Below are 16,489 nucleotides of genomic sequence, written 5' to 3'. Positions count from 1 at the left end.
TTCAGCCCATGAATATTTTCATGGCATGGAAGAGATAAGTGGTTCGAGCCCCCTTATCTCCACCAATACTCTTTCTTCAGTTGCAGCACGGAATGAACCTCTAATTGTTTGTCAGGTCGCGGAGTCAGTGGCTTGCCAGCCTGTCAGTCTCCCTTCCTTCCACCTTCACGTACGGTTACTGATTTTTTAGTGTGAGCTTTTAGGGCAGGTGGACAAAGGAACAGCCTGAGTAGGTCAATGTGAAAGGCGGTTCGATTGCGAACTGCTGCTCGTTTCCCAAATACTAGAGCAAGAATGTCTTCACGGCATCCCAATGCCGTGAAGACCAAAAGCCAGCTGAAGGCTCAGATCTATCCTGAGAGCGCCAAAAGCCTCCACAGACCATGATGGGCAATCCACAAAAGTCAGCGAAAAGCCTCAGTGAAGGCTAATATCGTCATCAAATGACCGAAGTGTCTCGTCTATTTGATACTTTCAGTGTGAATTTTCGTGTAACTCATGACCTTACTTGAATACATATAGTGCGGAGTGGTATATGTACTGCATGTCGAGTACATGTAGAACATCGCTTGCAATTGTCTGCCTAGGTATTTGTGGTTTTTCTCAAGCAGGAACTTTTTCTTCGGCTTTGAGTGTTACGGGAACTCATTTTCGTTCTGTTGGAGGAGTGAAGAGTTTCTATAGTGCCTCGAAGACGGATGCTGAAAGCGGAGTTTTGTCAGATCCAAAGTCGTGCACATACACAATGAAATTTTCCTTGACGTATGTGGGTACCGCAACAGACACGCCACCCACGTCAGTAAATGTCTCGTATCACTATACAGTGAGCGGTTCTTGGAGTTATAAGATGCCCGCGGGTTCAGCTCCATTTGCCTCAGTGCTTGGTAGCTTTGATTGGAGTGGTTCTGGGGCAGCCGCAGGTGCAACGTTGACAGGAACATCTGGTTCTGTGTCACAGACCGCCTTGGGGCAAAGCAACTCTTATGCGTCTCCAACCTTAACCTACTCAAAGACGAGTGTAAGTACACCCACACCTTTAGCCAATTGGACAGCAACAACATCAGGTAGCGTCGTGACCTATACACTTGATTTGGATGTTATTGGTAGTGGATCTGGTTCGTCTGCTGCGACGATTTCTAATGCCACAGTTCAGTTGAAGGCATTCGAGGTTTCTGGCGGATGGACATGTGCCCTTGACAGCTTCCACGTCTCTGCGAACTAGCTTGACTGTTTCTGAAATGTTATTGCAGACCTATTTGCTCGGAATTCTGTGTGCCTCTTCGACTTTTCGAGTCGAAGAGGTTGCACCGTTGTCGACTCTTAAATCCTTTACTCCGACACCCTTGAAGAATGAGGTTCTGATGCTGTCTTTGGACACTTTGGATGCAACCTCTGAGAAGTGCATTGGTTTAGCGCTTCATGCAGATATAGAGAGGCAAACCAGCGGACGCCTGCGCGTATTTAGACGTTCCAAGACCCTAAAGGAAATCACTGAGCAGGATAGATCAGGTGTAGCATCGGCTGCTGAACAGACAATAGTTGGCTATCGATCTAAGCTGAAAAACTACCCCCGTGTGCCGGCTAGCCGATTGCCCGTTTTCGTCCTTAGGGAAGAGATAGAGAAACGGCGGGCTGAGAATCAAGTTACAGCAGATATGAGTGCTGTTAGGGCGATGGAACTAATGCCTGCAGCTAAATTGTTGGCCGAAATTCTTAAGGATTTCCCTCAAGCCGATTGGGGCTTGTGCCGGGCGGGCGTGAATACGACCTTTTCCCTGGATCCTGTGGGGAATGAATTGAGGCTGCGCACGCCTCTTCAGAAACTGCTTAGTCAATACTCGAAAGATCAGGAAGATTGTTTTGACCAGTTTCAGAAGGCTGATACATTTTCCAAAGAAGAGATTAAGAAGTACGGGTGGATCTTTCCGAAGCCGTCTGGAGTTGCCTCCAAACGAAATGTGCTTTTGACTGTTGGTCGAGCACGTGGTGAAGCGGTATTTAGTTTGCAAGTCTTTGACGGAGCTGGAAAACTTGAGTCAACAGCATCGCTCTCTCCGAAGCCTTTTACCGGTTTGGCGTTAGTTGATAGTAAGCCTTCAACAAGCCAGAAAGAATCGATCATAACACCGATTTCTATGAGGTCAAGAAAGCTCTTAGGGATTATTGGGCCCGATTCAAGATATGAAAGACTCTTTCTTGGATCAACGGTTGACCTTGCAAAGGATTGGAACCTATTTGATCCATTGCTCAATGAACCACTCTCGTTCTACGTCAAAGATGCAATTGAGGGGTTGGCGCGAGCTAAAGGATTGCGTAACGTGGTGGCGTGCCTCCCGGATTCCCTATTCGATTTTGCTCGCTTATCTTTCGTTTCTGGTGGTGTCGATGTAACAGAATTCGAAACCAAGGTCCTTGGCCTGGCAGATTGCGAAGAGCTAGTGGTAGATAACACCCTTATAATTCGCCCGAGGTTTGCGTTGAGCGAAGAAGCTCAACGCGTCAGTCGATTGCCCCTCTCTAGACTGCTCAACGCTGCGCGAAAAGCCCCAGTTGAACTGAGAGAGCTTGCGAATTACCATACTGCTTATGTGGATTCACTAGGTTGGAATCCTATAGTAAGTCGGTATGACGGCACCAAGTCTCGAATCTTTGGAACTGAACGATTTACTGCGGAAGACCTGCCACATGCATTTCTTGCAGTTCTTGGAGACCTTGAGCCGGAAGAATGGCTGAAGCTGAATACTAACCAGCGTTTAAAAGTTGATTGGTCCGCTCATTCTGCAATCTTGACGCAAGTGATTGAGATGCCGTGGTTTTGGAAAATGGAGTCTGACTTGACTGATCAGGAAAAGACTTCCGGCAAGCTCGTTCAGCGAGTTGCCAAAGAAGGGGGGGCAATATCGCTACAAAGCTCCGTTTCGACCGTAGTCAAACGGATTACGATGGGAGAGTCAGAGCAAATTGCCTATGTTGATACTGGCAATGGCTTTCAAAAGCAGACAACGCGGGGAACTAATCTGCCATACGATACTGCTTGGCTTACCGTGACTCGACTTTTGGAGGAGCTGCCGTTCACAACAATTCCTGACAAACTCGAATTGCTTGAAAAGAAGTACAAACTCCTGTGGGCTAAGCGCAACTCTCTAACAGCAGGGATGAGCCTTGGAAATGCAATGACCATGGGAAGCTTCTCGTTGCATGTCGATTTGGAAGGGACAAAGACCCCGGTTCCCTGGAAGGATGTTCCTGGATTTGAGATTCCAAAATGAGCGGACTTACCATTGAGTAACTAAAACCTAATCGGGCGAGAGTAAGCACATGCTGATTGCCATGCTACGTGTGCTTCCTCATCGATACCGAAGAAGTCACTCAATAGACATTGTCGTTGGACAGATGCCCCTCATACTCAACGCCCCGGCGGCCAGACCCAAGACCGGCCTACCGGAGCGCCCACGAACTCACCCCTTAAGAATCCCCGCCACCGAAACGCTCACCGGCGTCGTCGGACGACCGATCAGCTTCGACATCGTCCGGCTGTCATCAAACAGACCACCCTGCGCAGCTCCCGTATCCCACCCAGCAATCGCCTGGGCCAGGAACTCCGGCAGGCCGTGGCTGGCGAGGAGTGCGGCGTACTCGGCTTCCGGAAGGTTGTTGTAAGGAATCTGCTTGCCGGTCTGCTTCGAGATCTCGGCGGCAAGGTCGGCGAAGGTGTAGGACTCATCCCCCGCGAGTTCCAGGGTCTCATTCTCAAGGCCCTCTGAAACCAAAGCCACAGCAGCAGCCTCAGCGTAGTCCTCACGAGCAGCGGTCGAGAGCTTGCCCTCGCCCACGCTGCCCACCAACGCGCCATGAGCCGCAGCCGCACCGATGGAACCTGCGTAATTCTCCGTGTACCAGCCGTTTCGCAGGAGCGTGTACGGAACGCCCGACGCCTTAAGGTGCGCTTCCGTCGAAAGATGATCCTCAGCGAGGCTAATCGGCGACCGATCCGCATGAAGAAGACTGGTGTAAAGAATCCGCTTCACACCCGCCGCCTTCGCAGCGTCAATCACGTTCTTATGCTGCGCCTGACGTGCGCCAATCTCGTTCGAAGAGATCAAAAGCAGCACATCCACACCACTCAACGCAGCGGCAAGCGTGTCCGCATGGCCATAGTCGAAAGCCCGAGCAGGTACCCCAAGGTCGCTCGCCTTATCAGGATTTCGCACAAGCGCCAAAACCTGCTCGCTTCCCACTTTCCCAACCAACTTCTCAACGACGATGCGGCCCAGTTGGCCGGTAGCTCCAGTAATTCCGTAGATCATAGTTTCCTCATGTAAGTGTCTTCGTTACAAGTTAAAGCAGGCTTTTGAGCCGATCAAGGCATGATTGTTTTAAGAGGCGAACTCCAATCCCATCCGACCCACAACATCGGCCACGGTGGTCTCACCCAACCGCTCCTCCATCTTCCTCTGCGCATCCGCCAGTTCGCCCTCCAGCGCCGCCTGGATGCTAGCACCCACCGGACACTGCGGATTCGGCCGCGCGTGCATAGAGAACAGGTCGTCGGGCGTCTCAACCGCCCGATAGATGTCCAAAAGCGTGATCGCCTCCAGCGGCTTGGTGAGATAAATCCCCCGCCGCCCCTGCTGCGAACTCAAAAGCCCTGCTCGCTTGAGCATTCCCGACAAGTTACGAATCACCACCGGATTCACCCCCACGCTCCCCGCAATAAACTCCGAAGTCAACTCCTCAGGTGGCGCTGCACCCAGAAGGGAAAGGATATGTACCGCGATCGAAAGCCGAGTGGAAATCTGCATAGATGATTGACTTGTAATAATTATGATTACAAGTGAGCGATTTGTCTAGAGGGAAGAAGAGATTTCTAGTCCTTTTGCCGGACTAGAAATCTCCTTCAGTTAGAGCCCGAGGCCCCGCTTCAGTCCGGCCACGCCGTCAACAACAGGCAACACGATGTGCGTAGCATCCAGATCCACAGTCAACTTCGTACCAGCCTTAGGCCACAGCGTGAAGTCGCGATCGCTGGAGAGAATCATCAAACCAATCCGCTTGCCCGCAGGAATGATCTGATCATCAGGCTCCAAATCGAAGGTCATGGTCACAAACTCGCCCGGCTTCAGCGGCGTTCCGCGCTCCATGGAGTGGTAGTCGCCACCCTTCTTCAGAGACTTCGCATTCTGAGGATCGGCCCAACCACGTGTGATCAAGTTCGCCGTCCCAATAGGACCGTTCGTCCAAGGCAACTCCACCAAGTACACCGAGAGGTTCGCCGCCGCTGCACTGGATGAAAGCCGAATCGTAATCCGCGAAGTACCCGAAAGGTGAACCGGCGCCTTCAACTCAGGCGTCGCAAAGATCAACCGATTCGGAGATTCCTCAGTGCTTGCCAGAGTAGGAGCACTGAACGCGACATCATCAATCAGCTCTTCTTTGCCCTGTTTCGCCAGCTTGGTCGTCGAGAGTCCGCCCATCCTCTTACCACCCGAACCCGGATAGAACGTGAGGGGTACCGCAGCCGGATTCGGATAGTCCGCATATGGCGTCGGAGCCATGCGAGTTCGTCCTGGCGTTCCGGGTGCCTGTTCGCGCACGATATACGCCTTCGGTCCGTCCTCAACTCCGTTCTTCACGCCATACAAAAACCGCGTAAACCATTTGTTCATCAGTTCAAAGGGAGGATCGCCGCCATGTCCGCCCTGGTGGAAATACTGAACCAGAGGAACCCGTCCCTTAATCGCCTGGCTGATGCGCACACTGTGCTCGGGCACCACGTTCCAGTCGTTGAAAGCGTGGGCCATCAACACAGCGCACTTGATGTTCCCCGTGAACCGCAACAGATCCCGCTCAGCCCAAAAGGCGTTGTAGTCGCCAGTCAGCCGATCCTGCCCCTTAGCAAACTCCCCATCTCGATAAAGCCGATCGCTTACCTCACGCACCGCCGGATTACCGCTGTGGATGAAGTCATATAGCGAATCGACGTCCTCACCCAGCCAACCGCCAGGGTGCCGAACAAGCCCATTCGTTCGATAGTAGTGGTAGTAGGAAGTGTTGGGAGCTACCGGAATAATCGCCTCCAACCCCTTCACACCCGTACAAGCCGCCGCCACCGGGATGGTTCCGTTATACGAAGTCCCGGTCATCCCAACCTTGCCCGTGCACCAGGTCGCCCGAACCTCAACCTGCCCATCAACAGTCGTATAGCCCTTCGCCCGACCATTGAGCCAGTCAATCACAGCCTTAGGAGCCAACCGCTCCGGCGCACCGCCGACGGTAGGACAGCCCTCAGACAATCCCGTACCAGGAGCCTCTGAATGGACCACCGCAAACCCACGGGGCACCCAAGTTGAGACCAGTGTGTTCGAGATCATCGTACGGTTGGGTTCAAAAGGAATACTCGGGTGGCTGGTTCGCGCAGGCGGCTTCTCGCCCAACTCATGCTTCACATCCCACAAGATCGAACCCGTTTGAGCGACGCCCGCAAAGTAGGGCGAAGATTCGTAGATCACCGGCACGCGCAAGCCGTCCGTCTGAGTCTGCTTCTGCCGAATCACATCCACATGAACGCGATCCCGCTTCCCGTTGTGGTCCGTATCAAACTCGGTTTCCACCCAAAGATGTTCCCGAATCCACACCGTCGAATCAGAAAACTCCGGCACAATCTGTGCCTGACCATCGACAAACTTCGGACCGACAGAAGAAGTCTGGGCGACTGCCGAAGATGAAAGCAGCGCAACGGCGGCAGCAACCCACCCCAACGCAGCACCAAAGCGAAAACGAGGCGATAATCCCCTGGACATGGTGGTGCCATTATGCCAGATACCCCCGCGAACGGCAAAAACTATTTGGTTTGAGCCAAACGAAGCCGGTCAGCCTCTTCCACAGCCTTCTGAACCACCTCGCGAGCAAGCTGCATCCGCACATCCGGCAAAGCCGACTGCGCAGCAACCTGCAAGCTGGCAGAACGCCGATGTGTGCGCAAGAACTTACCCTCAGCCAACTGCTTCAGCGGCCCAATCATCTCAGGCCTCGCCATGGCCGGCATCGCGCGCACAGCAATAAGTGCGAAAGAGTCCTCACAGGTCATCAGGTGTTGAACAAGGCACTGATACTGAACCGAATCCAATGCAATCGATCCCACTGGCTGCTGAGGAAGCATCGTAGACAACGCCGACTCCGCTAACTTCACCAGCTCCCGATCACCCGATCCCAAAGCTTCCACAAACGAACCGATAGTGGCAGGATCGTTCCGCTCCACAACGTCTTTCAGGGCACTCTTTGCACGAGGCGAAAACCCCACGCCAAGCCCAATCATCGGCACCAATCCAGCGAACATCGCGATCGTGCTGGTGTCACTCTTGCCCTTGGCAATCATGAACCCAAGCGACACCGCACAAATCGCAAGGATTCCAAATGTGACCCACATGATCACACGCCGGACCTTCCGCCTCTGAGCTTGCTCCTCAGCCAGAATCATCAGAACATCATCGGTGCTCATCCTGACTGGTTTACGCAATGTTCTGACCGTTTGTTTCTAGCAAGAACAGACGTAGGACGCAAGCCCCACCCTCACTTCTGGAGGGTGTAGGTCAAAGTGTCTGCCGTCTCAAAAACGCCGGGCTTTTTCTCGGTCTTATAAGTGATGGTCACCTTCATGCCATCCACATCCACCAGGCAGTAGCCCAGCTCCTTCTCCACGTGCCCCAGACGCTCCAAAGTCCAGTCGCCGTCCTTCGTATTAAGTTCCTTGCCCTTCGCAAAAGGAGCACCCGCAGTGCCAATCACGAACTGGTGGATCGATTCTTCATTCTTCCAATCAGGCAGCTTAGCCGCGAGATGATCATAAAGATGATCGTGTCCAAAGAAAACAGCCCGACTGCCAGCCTTCTTCAGCGACTGCATAAAGGCGTCCCGTGCAGCAGGCACCGTACTCATCCCATCGGTGTGGTTCCCAGAGAAGAACGCCATCTTATGAGCAAAAGCGAACACGTGAGGAGCATGGGGCGCGCTCAAGGTCTTATCCAACCAAGCCTGATTGATTCCCAACTCTTTGGACTGGAACTGATCCACTGAAATGAACAGCACGTTGCGAATCGTGAAGGCGTAAGTCAGTCCCTCTTCGCCAGCCGGACCATCCATCGGGTTGGAATAAGGGCCACTCAGCGCCTTTCGCCACACATCATAAGGATGAGGACAGTGCATCTCATGGTTCCCACGAGCGGCCAGAACTTTAATGCCCGCATCATAAACCGGCTTCATCGTCTTAAGCCAAGTCTCAAACTGAGAAGCCTCTTCCTCGTCGGTCTCACCACCACCAACCAAGTCGCCATTAAACAGCAACGCATCCGGCTTCTCGCCGACAATCGCCGTAACCAGCCGCTTCAGACCGGCCACGTTCACCCCGTTCTCGTCAATCCCCGGACGAGGGGCTTTGGTATTCCACCGATCATCCCCCGTCACAACAAACCGAACGTGCTGCTGTGCCGAACCAATGGCGGCCAAAGCCAGCGAAAATGCGAGAGCGAGGGTAATACGGCGCATGCCCTGTATTACCCCCAAAAGTCAGCGCTTCGTGTTAAGCGCAGCAAGAACATCGGCAACAGCCGGTCGATCGCCATGGCTGTGACTCACTTTTGAAAACACCGTCTTGCCGTCCTTCCCAATCACAAAAGTGGAAGGGTAAGCAGTCTCCTGAGGGGCGTCCCAACGCAGACCATAGCTCTCCGTGAACTTGTAACCCGGATCAACCGTAAACCGAAAGTTCTTGGGAATGTCTTTTCCAGCCACAAACTCCGCGGCGTACTTCTTAAGATTGTCCGTCGGACCCGGATACACCAGAACCACAGAAGCCTTGTGCTTAGCAAACTCCCCACCGTTCTGTAGTAACTCTCCAACCTGCTTGGTGCAGAAAGGACACTGATACCCCGGATACCCCCGAAGCACCACCAACACAACCGGCCCACGCTTCAAAAGCGCCTCCAGACGAACTGGTTTATCGTCCAACGTCCGGACATTAAAGCTAGGAGCCTTCTCGCCAACCGCGGGCGGCTTAGCGTGCATTTGCTGACCCGAGATCAGCATGGAGATGAGAACAGAAACCATATGTCACCGTAATACAGTCGAAACGATTTAAGTTCCAGGCTTTTCTCTAAAGCAACGAAATTTGGAGCTTCTCCAACAATCGATCCGCAGCTTCGTCCACCCCGTCCCGATCATTATCAAACACCACCCACCCCTGCTCATGAATCGGCTCGTTCCGATACAGAGGATTCAGCGCATGAATCGTGGGAACCAGAATGTTATAGTCGAACCCCTTCGAAGTCCTGTCTTTGTTCCGCTGCAAGTTCGTAGCCAACTCCGAAACCACAGCAATCTTGTGAACGGACTTACCCTCCAACCGCTCCGCTATCAGCTTGTCCAAAGTAGGCGGCCCCTGGCAGTGGTCAATCGCAACCGCAAACCCAGCCTCGTTGTATCGAATAGCCAAGTCACAAGCGGACTGCTCCGCCAAAGAAAACTGACGCGTGGTCTCGTCGTTCCAATCCAACGGGTGGGCAATACCCGACACTACCCACTCGCGAAGATCATCGACTGGAATATGCAATCCAAACTCGAACCGCTTCAGGATTGCCTGGGCAAGAGAACTCTTACCACCAGCGGGCGGCCCTGTTAAGAAAAAGATGGGCGGATTGCTCACTCACTCTATGTTAGCGGTTTAACGAGCGCATCTGACGAAACAAACAAAAACGCTGGGCGAGTTCGCGCACTCAGACTATAATGGCTGCTTGGAAACTCGCGACCCGATCCACCTCGATGAATCGGTGAGCACTTCAGTCGATGGCGACAGGCAGTTGCTTCACTCGATGGGCTATGCCCAGGAACTACTGCGCGGAATGCGCACGTTCCAGAACTTTGCAATCTCGTTCTCGATCATTTGTATTCTGGCCGGAGGAATTAACTCATTTGGCCAAGGCCTCAGCAGTGTTGGTGGCGCCGCAATCGGTATCGGCTGGCCCCTGGCAACAGGTGTCTCATTCCTCTTCGCCCTCGCAATGGGCCAAATCGGTTCGGCCTATCCCACAGCAGGTGGCCTCTACCACTGGGGCTCAATCCTGGGTGGCAGAGCCCTCGGTTGGGTAACCGCCTGGTGCAACCTCCTCGGACTTCTTACAGTCCTCGCCGCGGTAAATGTGGGAGCCTATCTGTTCGTGGTCGGCTCAGTTCTGCCGAGCTTTGGCATGGACACGGCCGCGCTCATCCCCGCGACCCCCACCGGGCATAGCGTCCTCATCCAAACCCTCTGCGTCAGTGCCATCACCGTCTCCCAGGCACTCTTTAACCACCTCGGCATCAAACTCACCACCAAGCTCACCGACTTCTCGGGCTACCTCATCTTCTTCGGCGCGGTCGCACTAGCCATCACGCTCCTCGTGTGCGCACCTCACATCGACCTCTCGCGACTCTGGACCTTCCACAACTACAGCGGAGACGCAGGTGGAGGCGTCTGGCCCAAAACCCAAAGCATGGGCTACCTGTTCTTGCTTGGACTCCTGCTGCCCGCCTACACCATCACCGGCTTCGACGCCTCTGCCCACACCGCCGAGGAAACCATCGACGCCGCACGCACCATCCCGAAAGGCATGGCTCACTCCGTGCTCTGGTCGGGCGTTTTCGGCTTCCTCATGCTGGCCGCCATCGTGCTCGCCGCACCGAACCTAGAAACAGCAGCATCCAAAGGTTCCGGAAGCTTCGGATGGATCATGGAGCAGACAGTCCCCGTCCTCCCAAGACAGGCACTCCTCATCGTCATCGCACTAGGCCAATACCTCTGCGGATTGGCAACGGTGACCTCCACCAGCCGAATGACCTTCGCATTCGCTCGAGACGGCGGCCTGCCCTTCTCAGCAAACCTAAAGTCGATCCACCACAAGTACCGAACCCCAGTGGCCTCCATCTGGACGGTCGCCGTCCTCTCCATCGCGTTCACCATCTACACACCCGTGTACACCACGCTCGCGGCGGTCTGCGCGATCTTCCTCTACGTCTCCTACGCTCTGCCCATCATCGCAGGCCTCATCGGCTACAAGCGAAGCTGGACCCGCATGGGCTCGTTCGACCTAGGCGCGTGGTTCCGCCCCATCGCCTTAATCTGCGCCGTAGCGTGTGGAGTCCTGATCTTCATCGGCGTCCAACCACCCAACGACGTCGCCGTGAAGGTACTTCTCGGCTCCTTGTTGCTCTCCGCGATCGTGTGGTTTGGCATCGAACGACGTCGATTCGCAGGCCCTCCCACAGGCGCCATGGTCTTAGATCGTCAAGGCGAAATCCTTGCCGCAGAAGAGGCCATCGAAGTCTAGATGACTTCAGCCGGGCCTTCGAGGGCACCCTCGGAGGCCTCTTTCAACATGACACCCGTCATGCTCCGACGACGCGCCTCCGTTGCCAGCCAAACCAGCTTTCGCCCAGCCTCCTCATAAGAAAGCCCATCCGAGTGAATGTTCGAAATACAGTTCCGCTCCGAGTCGATCCGCCCCCTCCTAGGCTCCCAAGTCAGGTAAATCCCAAGACTGTTAGACACCGTCAAGCCCGGCCGCTCTCCAATAAGAACCGCAACCATCCGCGCGCCAAGAGCCTCACCCACCTCGTCCCCCAGCGCAACCCGCGCATTCGATGCGAGAACGATAGGAGCCACCCGCCACTCAGAAACCCGCTCCAAAATAGCGCGAACCATCGGCGCACCATGGTCATTCACCGCCGTCGCCGAAAGCCCATCAGCCACCACAATCGCAAGATCCCAATCACCCTTTTCCAGGCTCGTATCCGCCAACTGTCGCCCCAGATCAGGCCGAAGCAAATACTCAGCCCGACTCCGAGCACGGCTCAAAACCTCCACCGAAGGAACCCCAAGTCGCTCAGCAATCCCAACAAAATCCGGCTTGCTATGAACCGCATCCCGCGCCCTAGCATGCCCCAACTGGAACTCCAGCAGCGCCTTCGTCGGTAGACCGTCGCCCGATCTCCCCAACCCAATCCGCGCCCGGGTCTGTTCCCGCAGCTTATGCCAAGGGTCCATGAGCCTCCAATGCCTTCATCACGCTGCCCGTCTGAAGCACAGGAACCTTGCCGTCACTCATCAGGCCGATCTTCTCCAGCCAAGCCTCAAACTCAGGAGCAGGCCGCAGACCCAGTAGATGCCGAAGCCCCATCGCATCATGATTCGATAGGCTCTGGTAGTTCAGCATCACATCATCAGCCCCAGGCACAGCAATCAGGAAGTTCACCCCAGCCACTCCCAACAGAGTCATCAAGGTATCCATATCGTCCTGATCCGCCTCCGCATGGTTGGTGTAGCAAACATCCACACCCATCGGCAACCCCAGCAACTTGCCGCAGAAATGGTCCTCCAGCCCAGCACGAATGATCTGCTTGGAGTCATACAGATACTCCGGCCCGATAAACCCAACCACCGTATTCACCAGCAACGGCGAGAACGCTCGGCAAACCGCATAGGCACGCGCCTCCAATGTCTGCTGGTCCACCCCATAATGCGCGTTGGCAGAAAGCGCACTCCCTTGCCCAGTCTCAAAGTACATCACGTTCTGCCCCACAGTCCCACGCTGAAGGGAAGTCGTAGCCTCAAACCCTTCTCGAAGCATCGCAAGGTTAACCCCAAACCCGGTATTCGCCGCCTCCGTTCCCGCCACCGACTGGAACGCCAAATCAACCGGAGCCCCCGCCTCAATTGCCGCCAATGTAGTCGTAAGGTGGGCCAAAATGCAGCTCTGAGTCGGGATCTCAAACCGAGTCCGCAAATCGTCCAAAAGCTGAAGCAACTCAACGCAACTGGACACGTTATCGCTCGCGGGATTAATCCCAATCACCGCGTCCCCCATCCCAAACAGCAACCCATCCAGCGTAGAAGCCCAGATACCCTGAAGGCTGTCAGTCGGATGGTTCGGCTGCAACCGAGTCCCCAGCCGCCCCCGCAACCCCTGCGTGTTCCGGAAAGCCGTCACCACCTGAATCTTGGCAGCCACCGCAATCAGGTCCGAGTTCCGCATCAACTTGGAAACCGCTGCCGCCATCTCAGGCGTAATCCCATCGCAAGCCGCCTTAATCGCAGCGCCATCCGCCTGAAGCAACCACTCCCGAAACTCACCAATCGTCAGCGAAGACAGAGGAGCAAACGCCACCAAATCGTGCGAGTCCACAATCAACCGAGTGACTTCGTCGATCTCATAAGGGATCAAAACCTCCTCAAGAAAGACCTTAAGAGGCAAATCGGCCAGCACCATCCGCGCCGCCACCCGCTGCTCGTCACTCTCCGCCGCAACCCCCGCAAGCTGATCCCCAGATCGCAACGGAGAAGCACAAGCCATCACGGCTCGAAGGTCCTCAAAGGTATGGGTGCGAATTCCCAATTGGCAAGAGAACCTGGGCATGGGGACTATTTTAGTCGACTTCCACAGGCTTCTTGCCAACCGCGCTCACGGGTTACTCAGAACGTCGATGAAGTGTCGCCGCAAATCCGAAAGACACCACCGAACACAAAGCCCCAAGCAAGAACAATGACGAATACCCAAACACTCCCGCCGCCGCCCCAGACAACGGCCCCACCACTCCAAGAGCGATATCAAAGAACGCCACATAAGCCCCCATCGCCGCCCCCCGGTTCTGAGCAGGGATCCGCTTCACCGCCTCCACCCCAAACGAAGGGAACACCAACGAGAACCCAAACCCCGTAAGCCCAGCACCCAAGAAAGCCGCCGTCGGACTGCCAGCCGTCCACAGAATCAACTGCCCAACACACTCAATCACAAGCGACACACACGCAACCCGCGACCCTCCCAACTTGTCGGGCAGACCCGAGAAGAAAAGCCGAGCCAGAATGTACGATCCACCGAATGCAATGAGTGCAGTAGAGGCCCCAACCCACCCCTTCGCCGCAAAGAATAACGACCCAAACGCAGCCAGACTGCCATAGCCCACCGCAGAAAGCGCCAGCCCCAAACCAGGTCTCCAGATAAGGCTGATAACCTTGTAGAAAGGAATTCTCTGAACCCCAGCTACCGGCTGAGTCGGCTTCAAAACCGCGCTGATCAGCAATGCAACAACTGGGCAACCGGCAACAGCAATGGACACGGCAGGAAAGCCCCCAACCCGCTCAATCGCAATGCCAATAGGTGCCCCAGCTGCAAGTGCACCATACATGGCGATCCCATTCCAAGAAATCACGCGCCCAGAACTCTGCGCCCCAACAAGCCCCACACCCCAAGAAAGAGCACCGGTGATCAGCAAACTCTCACCCAAGCCAAGCACAACACGCCCAGCCGCAAGGATTGCGAGACTCAAAAGTGCAGAACTCGTCTGCGCTGAAAGCAAATACACAACCCCCGAAAGCGCCGACAAAACCAACCCATACAACACCGCACGCTTCGGCCCACGGGAGTCAGAGAGCGTGCCCGCAAAGTGCCGAGTCGCAAGAGTCGCAATCGACTGAAGCCCCATCACCAACCCAACCACACCCGGCCCAAAGCCAAGCGTCTGACGAATCGTAAGAGGCAAAACAGGCAAAGGCAACCCAATCGCCAAGAACCCGAGAAACACAACCGCGCAAATAGGAAGCAGTCGAAGAAGACCCAACCCGGGTCGAGAAGAAGACGCTACAGCGTCCTGAACAGGTGATACAGACATGACAAACTCCTCTGACCGATGAGGTTGTCATCACCTATAACAAGATGATGCCCGCCACCAAAGGGGTTTGTCAACTGTCCAATTTACAGAGAAGCCACTCGTGTCAACTCACATCCCGCTCCGTCTTTTCGCCGTCGCCCTATTTTTCAATCCTCAAACCCGGATATTGCAAGGCTTCAGGTTCCTTCACTCGAAGCATCCGGGCTATTGCACTCATTCGGGAATCTACACGTCTGTATCATTCACGCCTGGTCAGAAACAGATCAGGTTGGGACCACCGTCCAGCAATATAAGAAAAGTATCACCCAAATGGATCGGGACGAGTCTTGTTGATGCCATCGACCCGCCCGACCCCCGATAAAAGACTCAGCTTGCCGCCGAAACCAAAGCCCGACGGCCATGACGATACGCCAGGAACACCAGCGAACCCACACACAGACCAATCAACGCCATGCGCAAATACGTAGCCGTTGCCATCGAAAGCCCAACCCCACTGCCAAGCGCCACATAAGTAGCAAGGCACATGGGGCATTTCGGCATCAGGATGAGCGCCGCACCCGGCAAGAACCATCCCAGGAACTCTTTAAGAAACCGAACTACGGATTGATAGAAACCCATAGCTCGATATCGCCTTGTCCCTTGTCCGGACAGAAATCCTCGCCATACCGCTCCAACATCACCGGACGATCAGGAACGGTACACCCGCTCTGAGGCAGCCAATCACACCAGATATGCGCAGCCGCCTGCTTCATCTGGGAAATATGCTCGGTAAAGGCAAACACGGCATACCGCTGAGCCGGAAGCTGAATCGTTGTGAACCCTTCGGGAAGCTGGTCCGTTGAACTCAGTTCCACACCAGCCATATAGCTGAATTCCTCGGGCGAGAGTTCGTGACAAACACCGTAGGCGACGAATCCAACCTGGCCCGGGATGGACCCAAAGGAGGGAGCAATCTTCTGCCACTGCTCCGGTATGGCCTGAGTCTGGTCGCACTTGTACCGTTGATCAATGCCACCCAGCAACATTGCGGGTGCGTCAACAAATTTAGGAGGGGTGAGAGTTGTCATATTCTTGATTTCCTAACCGTAAGTAGGTCGTTGTGGCCAGCCTTCAGGGGAGTCTTCCCAATCTTCCTGCCGACCATAGGGAGTCCTGTCCAACATCGCATAGGCGTCCGTGAGCGACTCCACTCCACGCGCAAAGGTGGAGTAGGTGTGATACACGTCTTGCCCATCTCGCAAGAACACACTAAAGCCGGGCGCCTCGCCCTTCCAAACACCCTTGTCGGTGTAGTTGTATTGCATCGGCGCAACGGCTTCGTCGTTCGATACGTGAAAGTCAAAATTGAAATCGCTGCCAAAAGAAGAGACCCACGGTCGGTCCCATCCACGCTCGCGCTTGTAGGCCAGTAACTTCTCAAGCGGTCCTCGCGAGATCACAACAAACGTCGCATCCCGAGAATCCAAACTCGAAAGGTCGCCCAACGCGTCCACAAAACTGGTGCAACCTGGGCAGGCCTTCGTGTCATCTGGCCCATACATGAAGTGATAAACCAGCAAAAGCGTCTTGTCGCCAAACAACTCAACAAGAGTCTTGTTGCCTTCAGTGGTGTCAAACCGGTAAGGCTTATCCACCTTAACCATCGGCAACCGCCGGCGTTGAGCACTCACGCGGTCGTAGTGGCGAGTGACTTCCTTTTCATCAGCAAGCAGCTTCTTCCGCGCTTCCAGCCACTCTTCCTGAGTGACGACTTTGGGTAAAGGGATCTTCGTGGTTGTTTCCATAAGCTCGTCCT

At 54.8% G+C, this 16,489-nt stretch carries 16 protein-coding genes; 3 read left to right on the top strand and 13 right to left on the bottom strand.

Features of this window, described 5'->3' with window-relative positions; genetic code table 11:
• Positions 1–847: 847 nt before the first annotated feature.
• Complete coding sequence (locus ACZ51B_RS07400) at positions 848–1,222, top strand: hypothetical protein (protein WP_464296597.1); 375 nt, start codon at positions 848–850, stop codon at positions 1,220–1,222.
• Position 1,223: 1 nt separating this feature from the next.
• Complete coding sequence (locus ACZ51B_RS07395; protein WP_464296596.1) at positions 1,224–3,269, top strand: hypothetical protein; 2,046 nt, start codon at positions 1,224–1,226, stop codon at positions 3,267–3,269.
• Between the two features lie 189 nt (positions 3,270–3,458).
• Here ACZ51B_RS07395 and ACZ51B_RS07390 read toward each other — a convergent pair whose 3' ends face one another.
• The 7 genes from ACZ51B_RS07390 to ACZ51B_RS07360 all read right to left on the bottom strand — a co-directional run bounded on the left by ACZ51B_RS07390 (position 3,459) and on the right by ACZ51B_RS07360 (position 9,697).
• Positions 3,459–4,307 (bottom strand): SDR family oxidoreductase, encoded by an 849-nt coding sequence (locus tag ACZ51B_RS07390; protein ID WP_464296595.1) that lies wholly within the window; start codon positions 4,305–4,307, stop codon positions 3,459–3,461.
• Between the two features lie 69 nt (positions 4,308–4,376).
• Entirely contained in the window at positions 4,377–4,802 is a 426-nt protein-coding gene (locus ACZ51B_RS07385) for an Rrf2 family transcriptional regulator (protein WP_464296594.1), read from the bottom strand.
• 99 nt (positions 4,803–4,901) lie between these two features.
• Positions 4,902–6,800 (bottom strand): Xaa-Pro dipeptidyl-peptidase, encoded by a 1,899-nt coding sequence (locus tag ACZ51B_RS07380; protein ID WP_464296593.1) that lies wholly within the window; start codon positions 6,798–6,800, stop codon positions 4,902–4,904.
• A gap of 41 nt (positions 6,801–6,841) precedes the next feature.
• A complete protein-coding gene (locus tag ACZ51B_RS07375; RefSeq protein WP_464296592.1) occupies positions 6,842–7,498 on the bottom strand; it encodes a hypothetical protein in 657 nt (218 codons plus the stop codon).
• A 71-nt stretch (positions 7,499–7,569) separates the two neighbouring features.
• A complete protein-coding gene (locus ACZ51B_RS07370; RefSeq protein ID WP_464296591.1) occupies positions 7,570–8,541 on the bottom strand; it encodes a metallophosphoesterase family protein in 972 nt (323 codons plus the stop codon).
• Between the two features lie 21 nt (positions 8,542–8,562).
• The gene (locus ACZ51B_RS07365; RefSeq protein ID WP_464296590.1) at positions 8,563–9,102 is read right to left on the bottom strand and encodes a peroxiredoxin family protein; all 540 of its coding nucleotides are present in this window, start codon (positions 9,100–9,102) and stop codon (positions 8,563–8,565) included.
• Positions 9,103–9,148: 46 nt separating this feature from the next.
• Positions 9,149–9,697: a phosphotransferase-like protein gene (locus ACZ51B_RS07360; RefSeq protein WP_464296589.1), complete on the bottom strand. Its 549-nt coding sequence runs from the start codon at positions 9,695–9,697 to the stop codon at positions 9,149–9,151.
• An 88-nt stretch (positions 9,698–9,785) separates the two neighbouring features.
• Here ACZ51B_RS07360 and ACZ51B_RS07355 point away from each other — a divergent pair, with 88 nt between their 5' ends.
• Positions 9,786–11,357: an amino acid permease gene (locus ACZ51B_RS07355; protein WP_464296588.1), complete on the top strand. Its 1,572-nt coding sequence runs from the start codon at positions 9,786–9,788 to the stop codon at positions 11,355–11,357.
• Here ACZ51B_RS07355 and eutC read toward each other — a convergent pair.
• The 6 genes from eutC to ACZ51B_RS07325 form a co-directional block, all read right to left on the bottom strand.
• Entirely contained in the window at positions 11,354–12,073 is a 720-nt protein-coding gene (gene eutC / locus ACZ51B_RS07350; protein ID WP_464296587.1) for an ethanolamine ammonia-lyase subunit EutC, read from the bottom strand. The two genes, ACZ51B_RS07355 and eutC, sit on opposite strands and share 4 nt — an antisense overlap.
• Positions 12,057–13,442, bottom strand: coding sequence for an ethanolamine ammonia-lyase subunit EutB (locus ACZ51B_RS07345; protein WP_464296586.1), 1,386 nt, complete (start codon positions 13,440–13,442; stop codon positions 12,057–12,059). Before ACZ51B_RS07345 ends, eutC begins: the two co-directional genes overlap by 17 nt.
• Positions 13,443–13,494: 52 nt before the next feature.
• Positions 13,495–14,694 (bottom strand): MFS transporter, encoded by a 1,200-nt coding sequence (locus ACZ51B_RS07340; RefSeq protein ID WP_464296585.1) that lies wholly within the window; start codon positions 14,692–14,694, stop codon positions 13,495–13,497.
• 366 nt (positions 14,695–15,060) lie between these two features.
• Positions 15,061–15,312, bottom strand: a complete 252-nt coding sequence (locus ACZ51B_RS07335; protein ID WP_464296584.1) for a hypothetical protein — start codon at positions 15,310–15,312, stop codon at positions 15,061–15,063.
• Positions 15,291–15,761, bottom strand: a complete 471-nt coding sequence (locus ACZ51B_RS07330) for a GyrI-like domain-containing protein (RefSeq protein ID WP_464296583.1) — start codon at positions 15,759–15,761, stop codon at positions 15,291–15,293. The genes ACZ51B_RS07335 and ACZ51B_RS07330 overlap by 22 nt, the downstream gene beginning before the upstream one ends.
• 12 nt (positions 15,762–15,773) lie before the next feature.
• On the bottom strand, positions 15,774–16,478 hold the full coding sequence (locus ACZ51B_RS07325) for a DUF899 domain-containing protein (RefSeq protein WP_464296582.1): 705 nt from the start codon (positions 16,476–16,478) through the stop codon (positions 15,774–15,776).
• Positions 16,479–16,489 lie beyond the last annotated feature (11 nt).

The organism is Fimbriimonas sp. LA-C6, from assembly GCF_055398105.1.
Note: the sequence above shows the minus strand (reverse complement) of the source record. Positions and strands in the feature narration are given on the sequence as shown.

Bases quoted from the DNA above. Each gene is read 5' to 3' on its own strand.
- ACZ51B_RS07335 (WP_464296584.1), bottom strand. From the start codon at position 15,312: ATGGGTTTCTATCAATCCGTAGTTCGGTTTCTTAAAGAGTTCCTGGGA.
- ACZ51B_RS07330 (WP_464296583.1), bottom strand. From the start codon at position 15,761: ATGACAACTCTCACCCCTCCTAAATTTGTTGACGCACCCGCAATGTTG.
- eutC (WP_464296587.1), bottom strand. From the start codon at position 12,073: ATGGACCCTTGGCATAAGCTGCGGGAACAGACCCGGGCGCGGATTGGG.
- ACZ51B_RS07400 (WP_464296597.1), top strand. From the start codon at position 848: ATGCCCGCGGGTTCAGCTCCATTTGCCTCAGTGCTTGGTAGCTTTGAT.
- ACZ51B_RS07380 (WP_464296593.1), bottom strand. From the start codon at position 6,800: ATGTCCAGGGGATTATCGCCTCGTTTTCGCTTTGGTGCTGCGTTGGGG.
- ACZ51B_RS07375 (WP_464296592.1), bottom strand. From the start codon at position 7,498: ATGAGCACCGATGATGTTCTGATGATTCTGGCTGAGGAGCAAGCTCAG.
- ACZ51B_RS07385 (WP_464296594.1), bottom strand. From the start codon at position 4,802: ATGCAGATTTCCACTCGGCTTTCGATCGCGGTACATATCCTTTCCCTT.
- ACZ51B_RS07345 (WP_464296586.1), bottom strand. From the start codon at position 13,442: ATGCCCAGGTTCTCTTGCCAATTGGGAATTCGCACCCATACCTTTGAG.
- ACZ51B_RS07390 (WP_464296595.1), bottom strand. From the start codon at position 4,307: ATGATCTACGGAATTACTGGAGCTACCGGCCAACTGGGCCGCATCGTC.
- ACZ51B_RS07365 (WP_464296590.1), bottom strand. From the start codon at position 9,102: ATGGTTTCTGTTCTCATCTCCATGCTGATCTCGGGTCAGCAAATGCAC.
- ACZ51B_RS07340 (WP_464296585.1), bottom strand. From the start codon at position 14,694: ATGTCTGTATCACCTGTTCAGGACGCTGTAGCGTCTTCTTCTCGACCC.
- ACZ51B_RS07370 (WP_464296591.1), bottom strand. From the start codon at position 8,541: ATGCGCCGTATTACCCTCGCTCTCGCATTTTCGCTGGCTTTGGCCGCC.
- ACZ51B_RS07325 (WP_464296582.1), bottom strand. From the start codon at position 16,478: ATGGAAACAACCACGAAGATCCCTTTACCCAAAGTCGTCACTCAGGAA.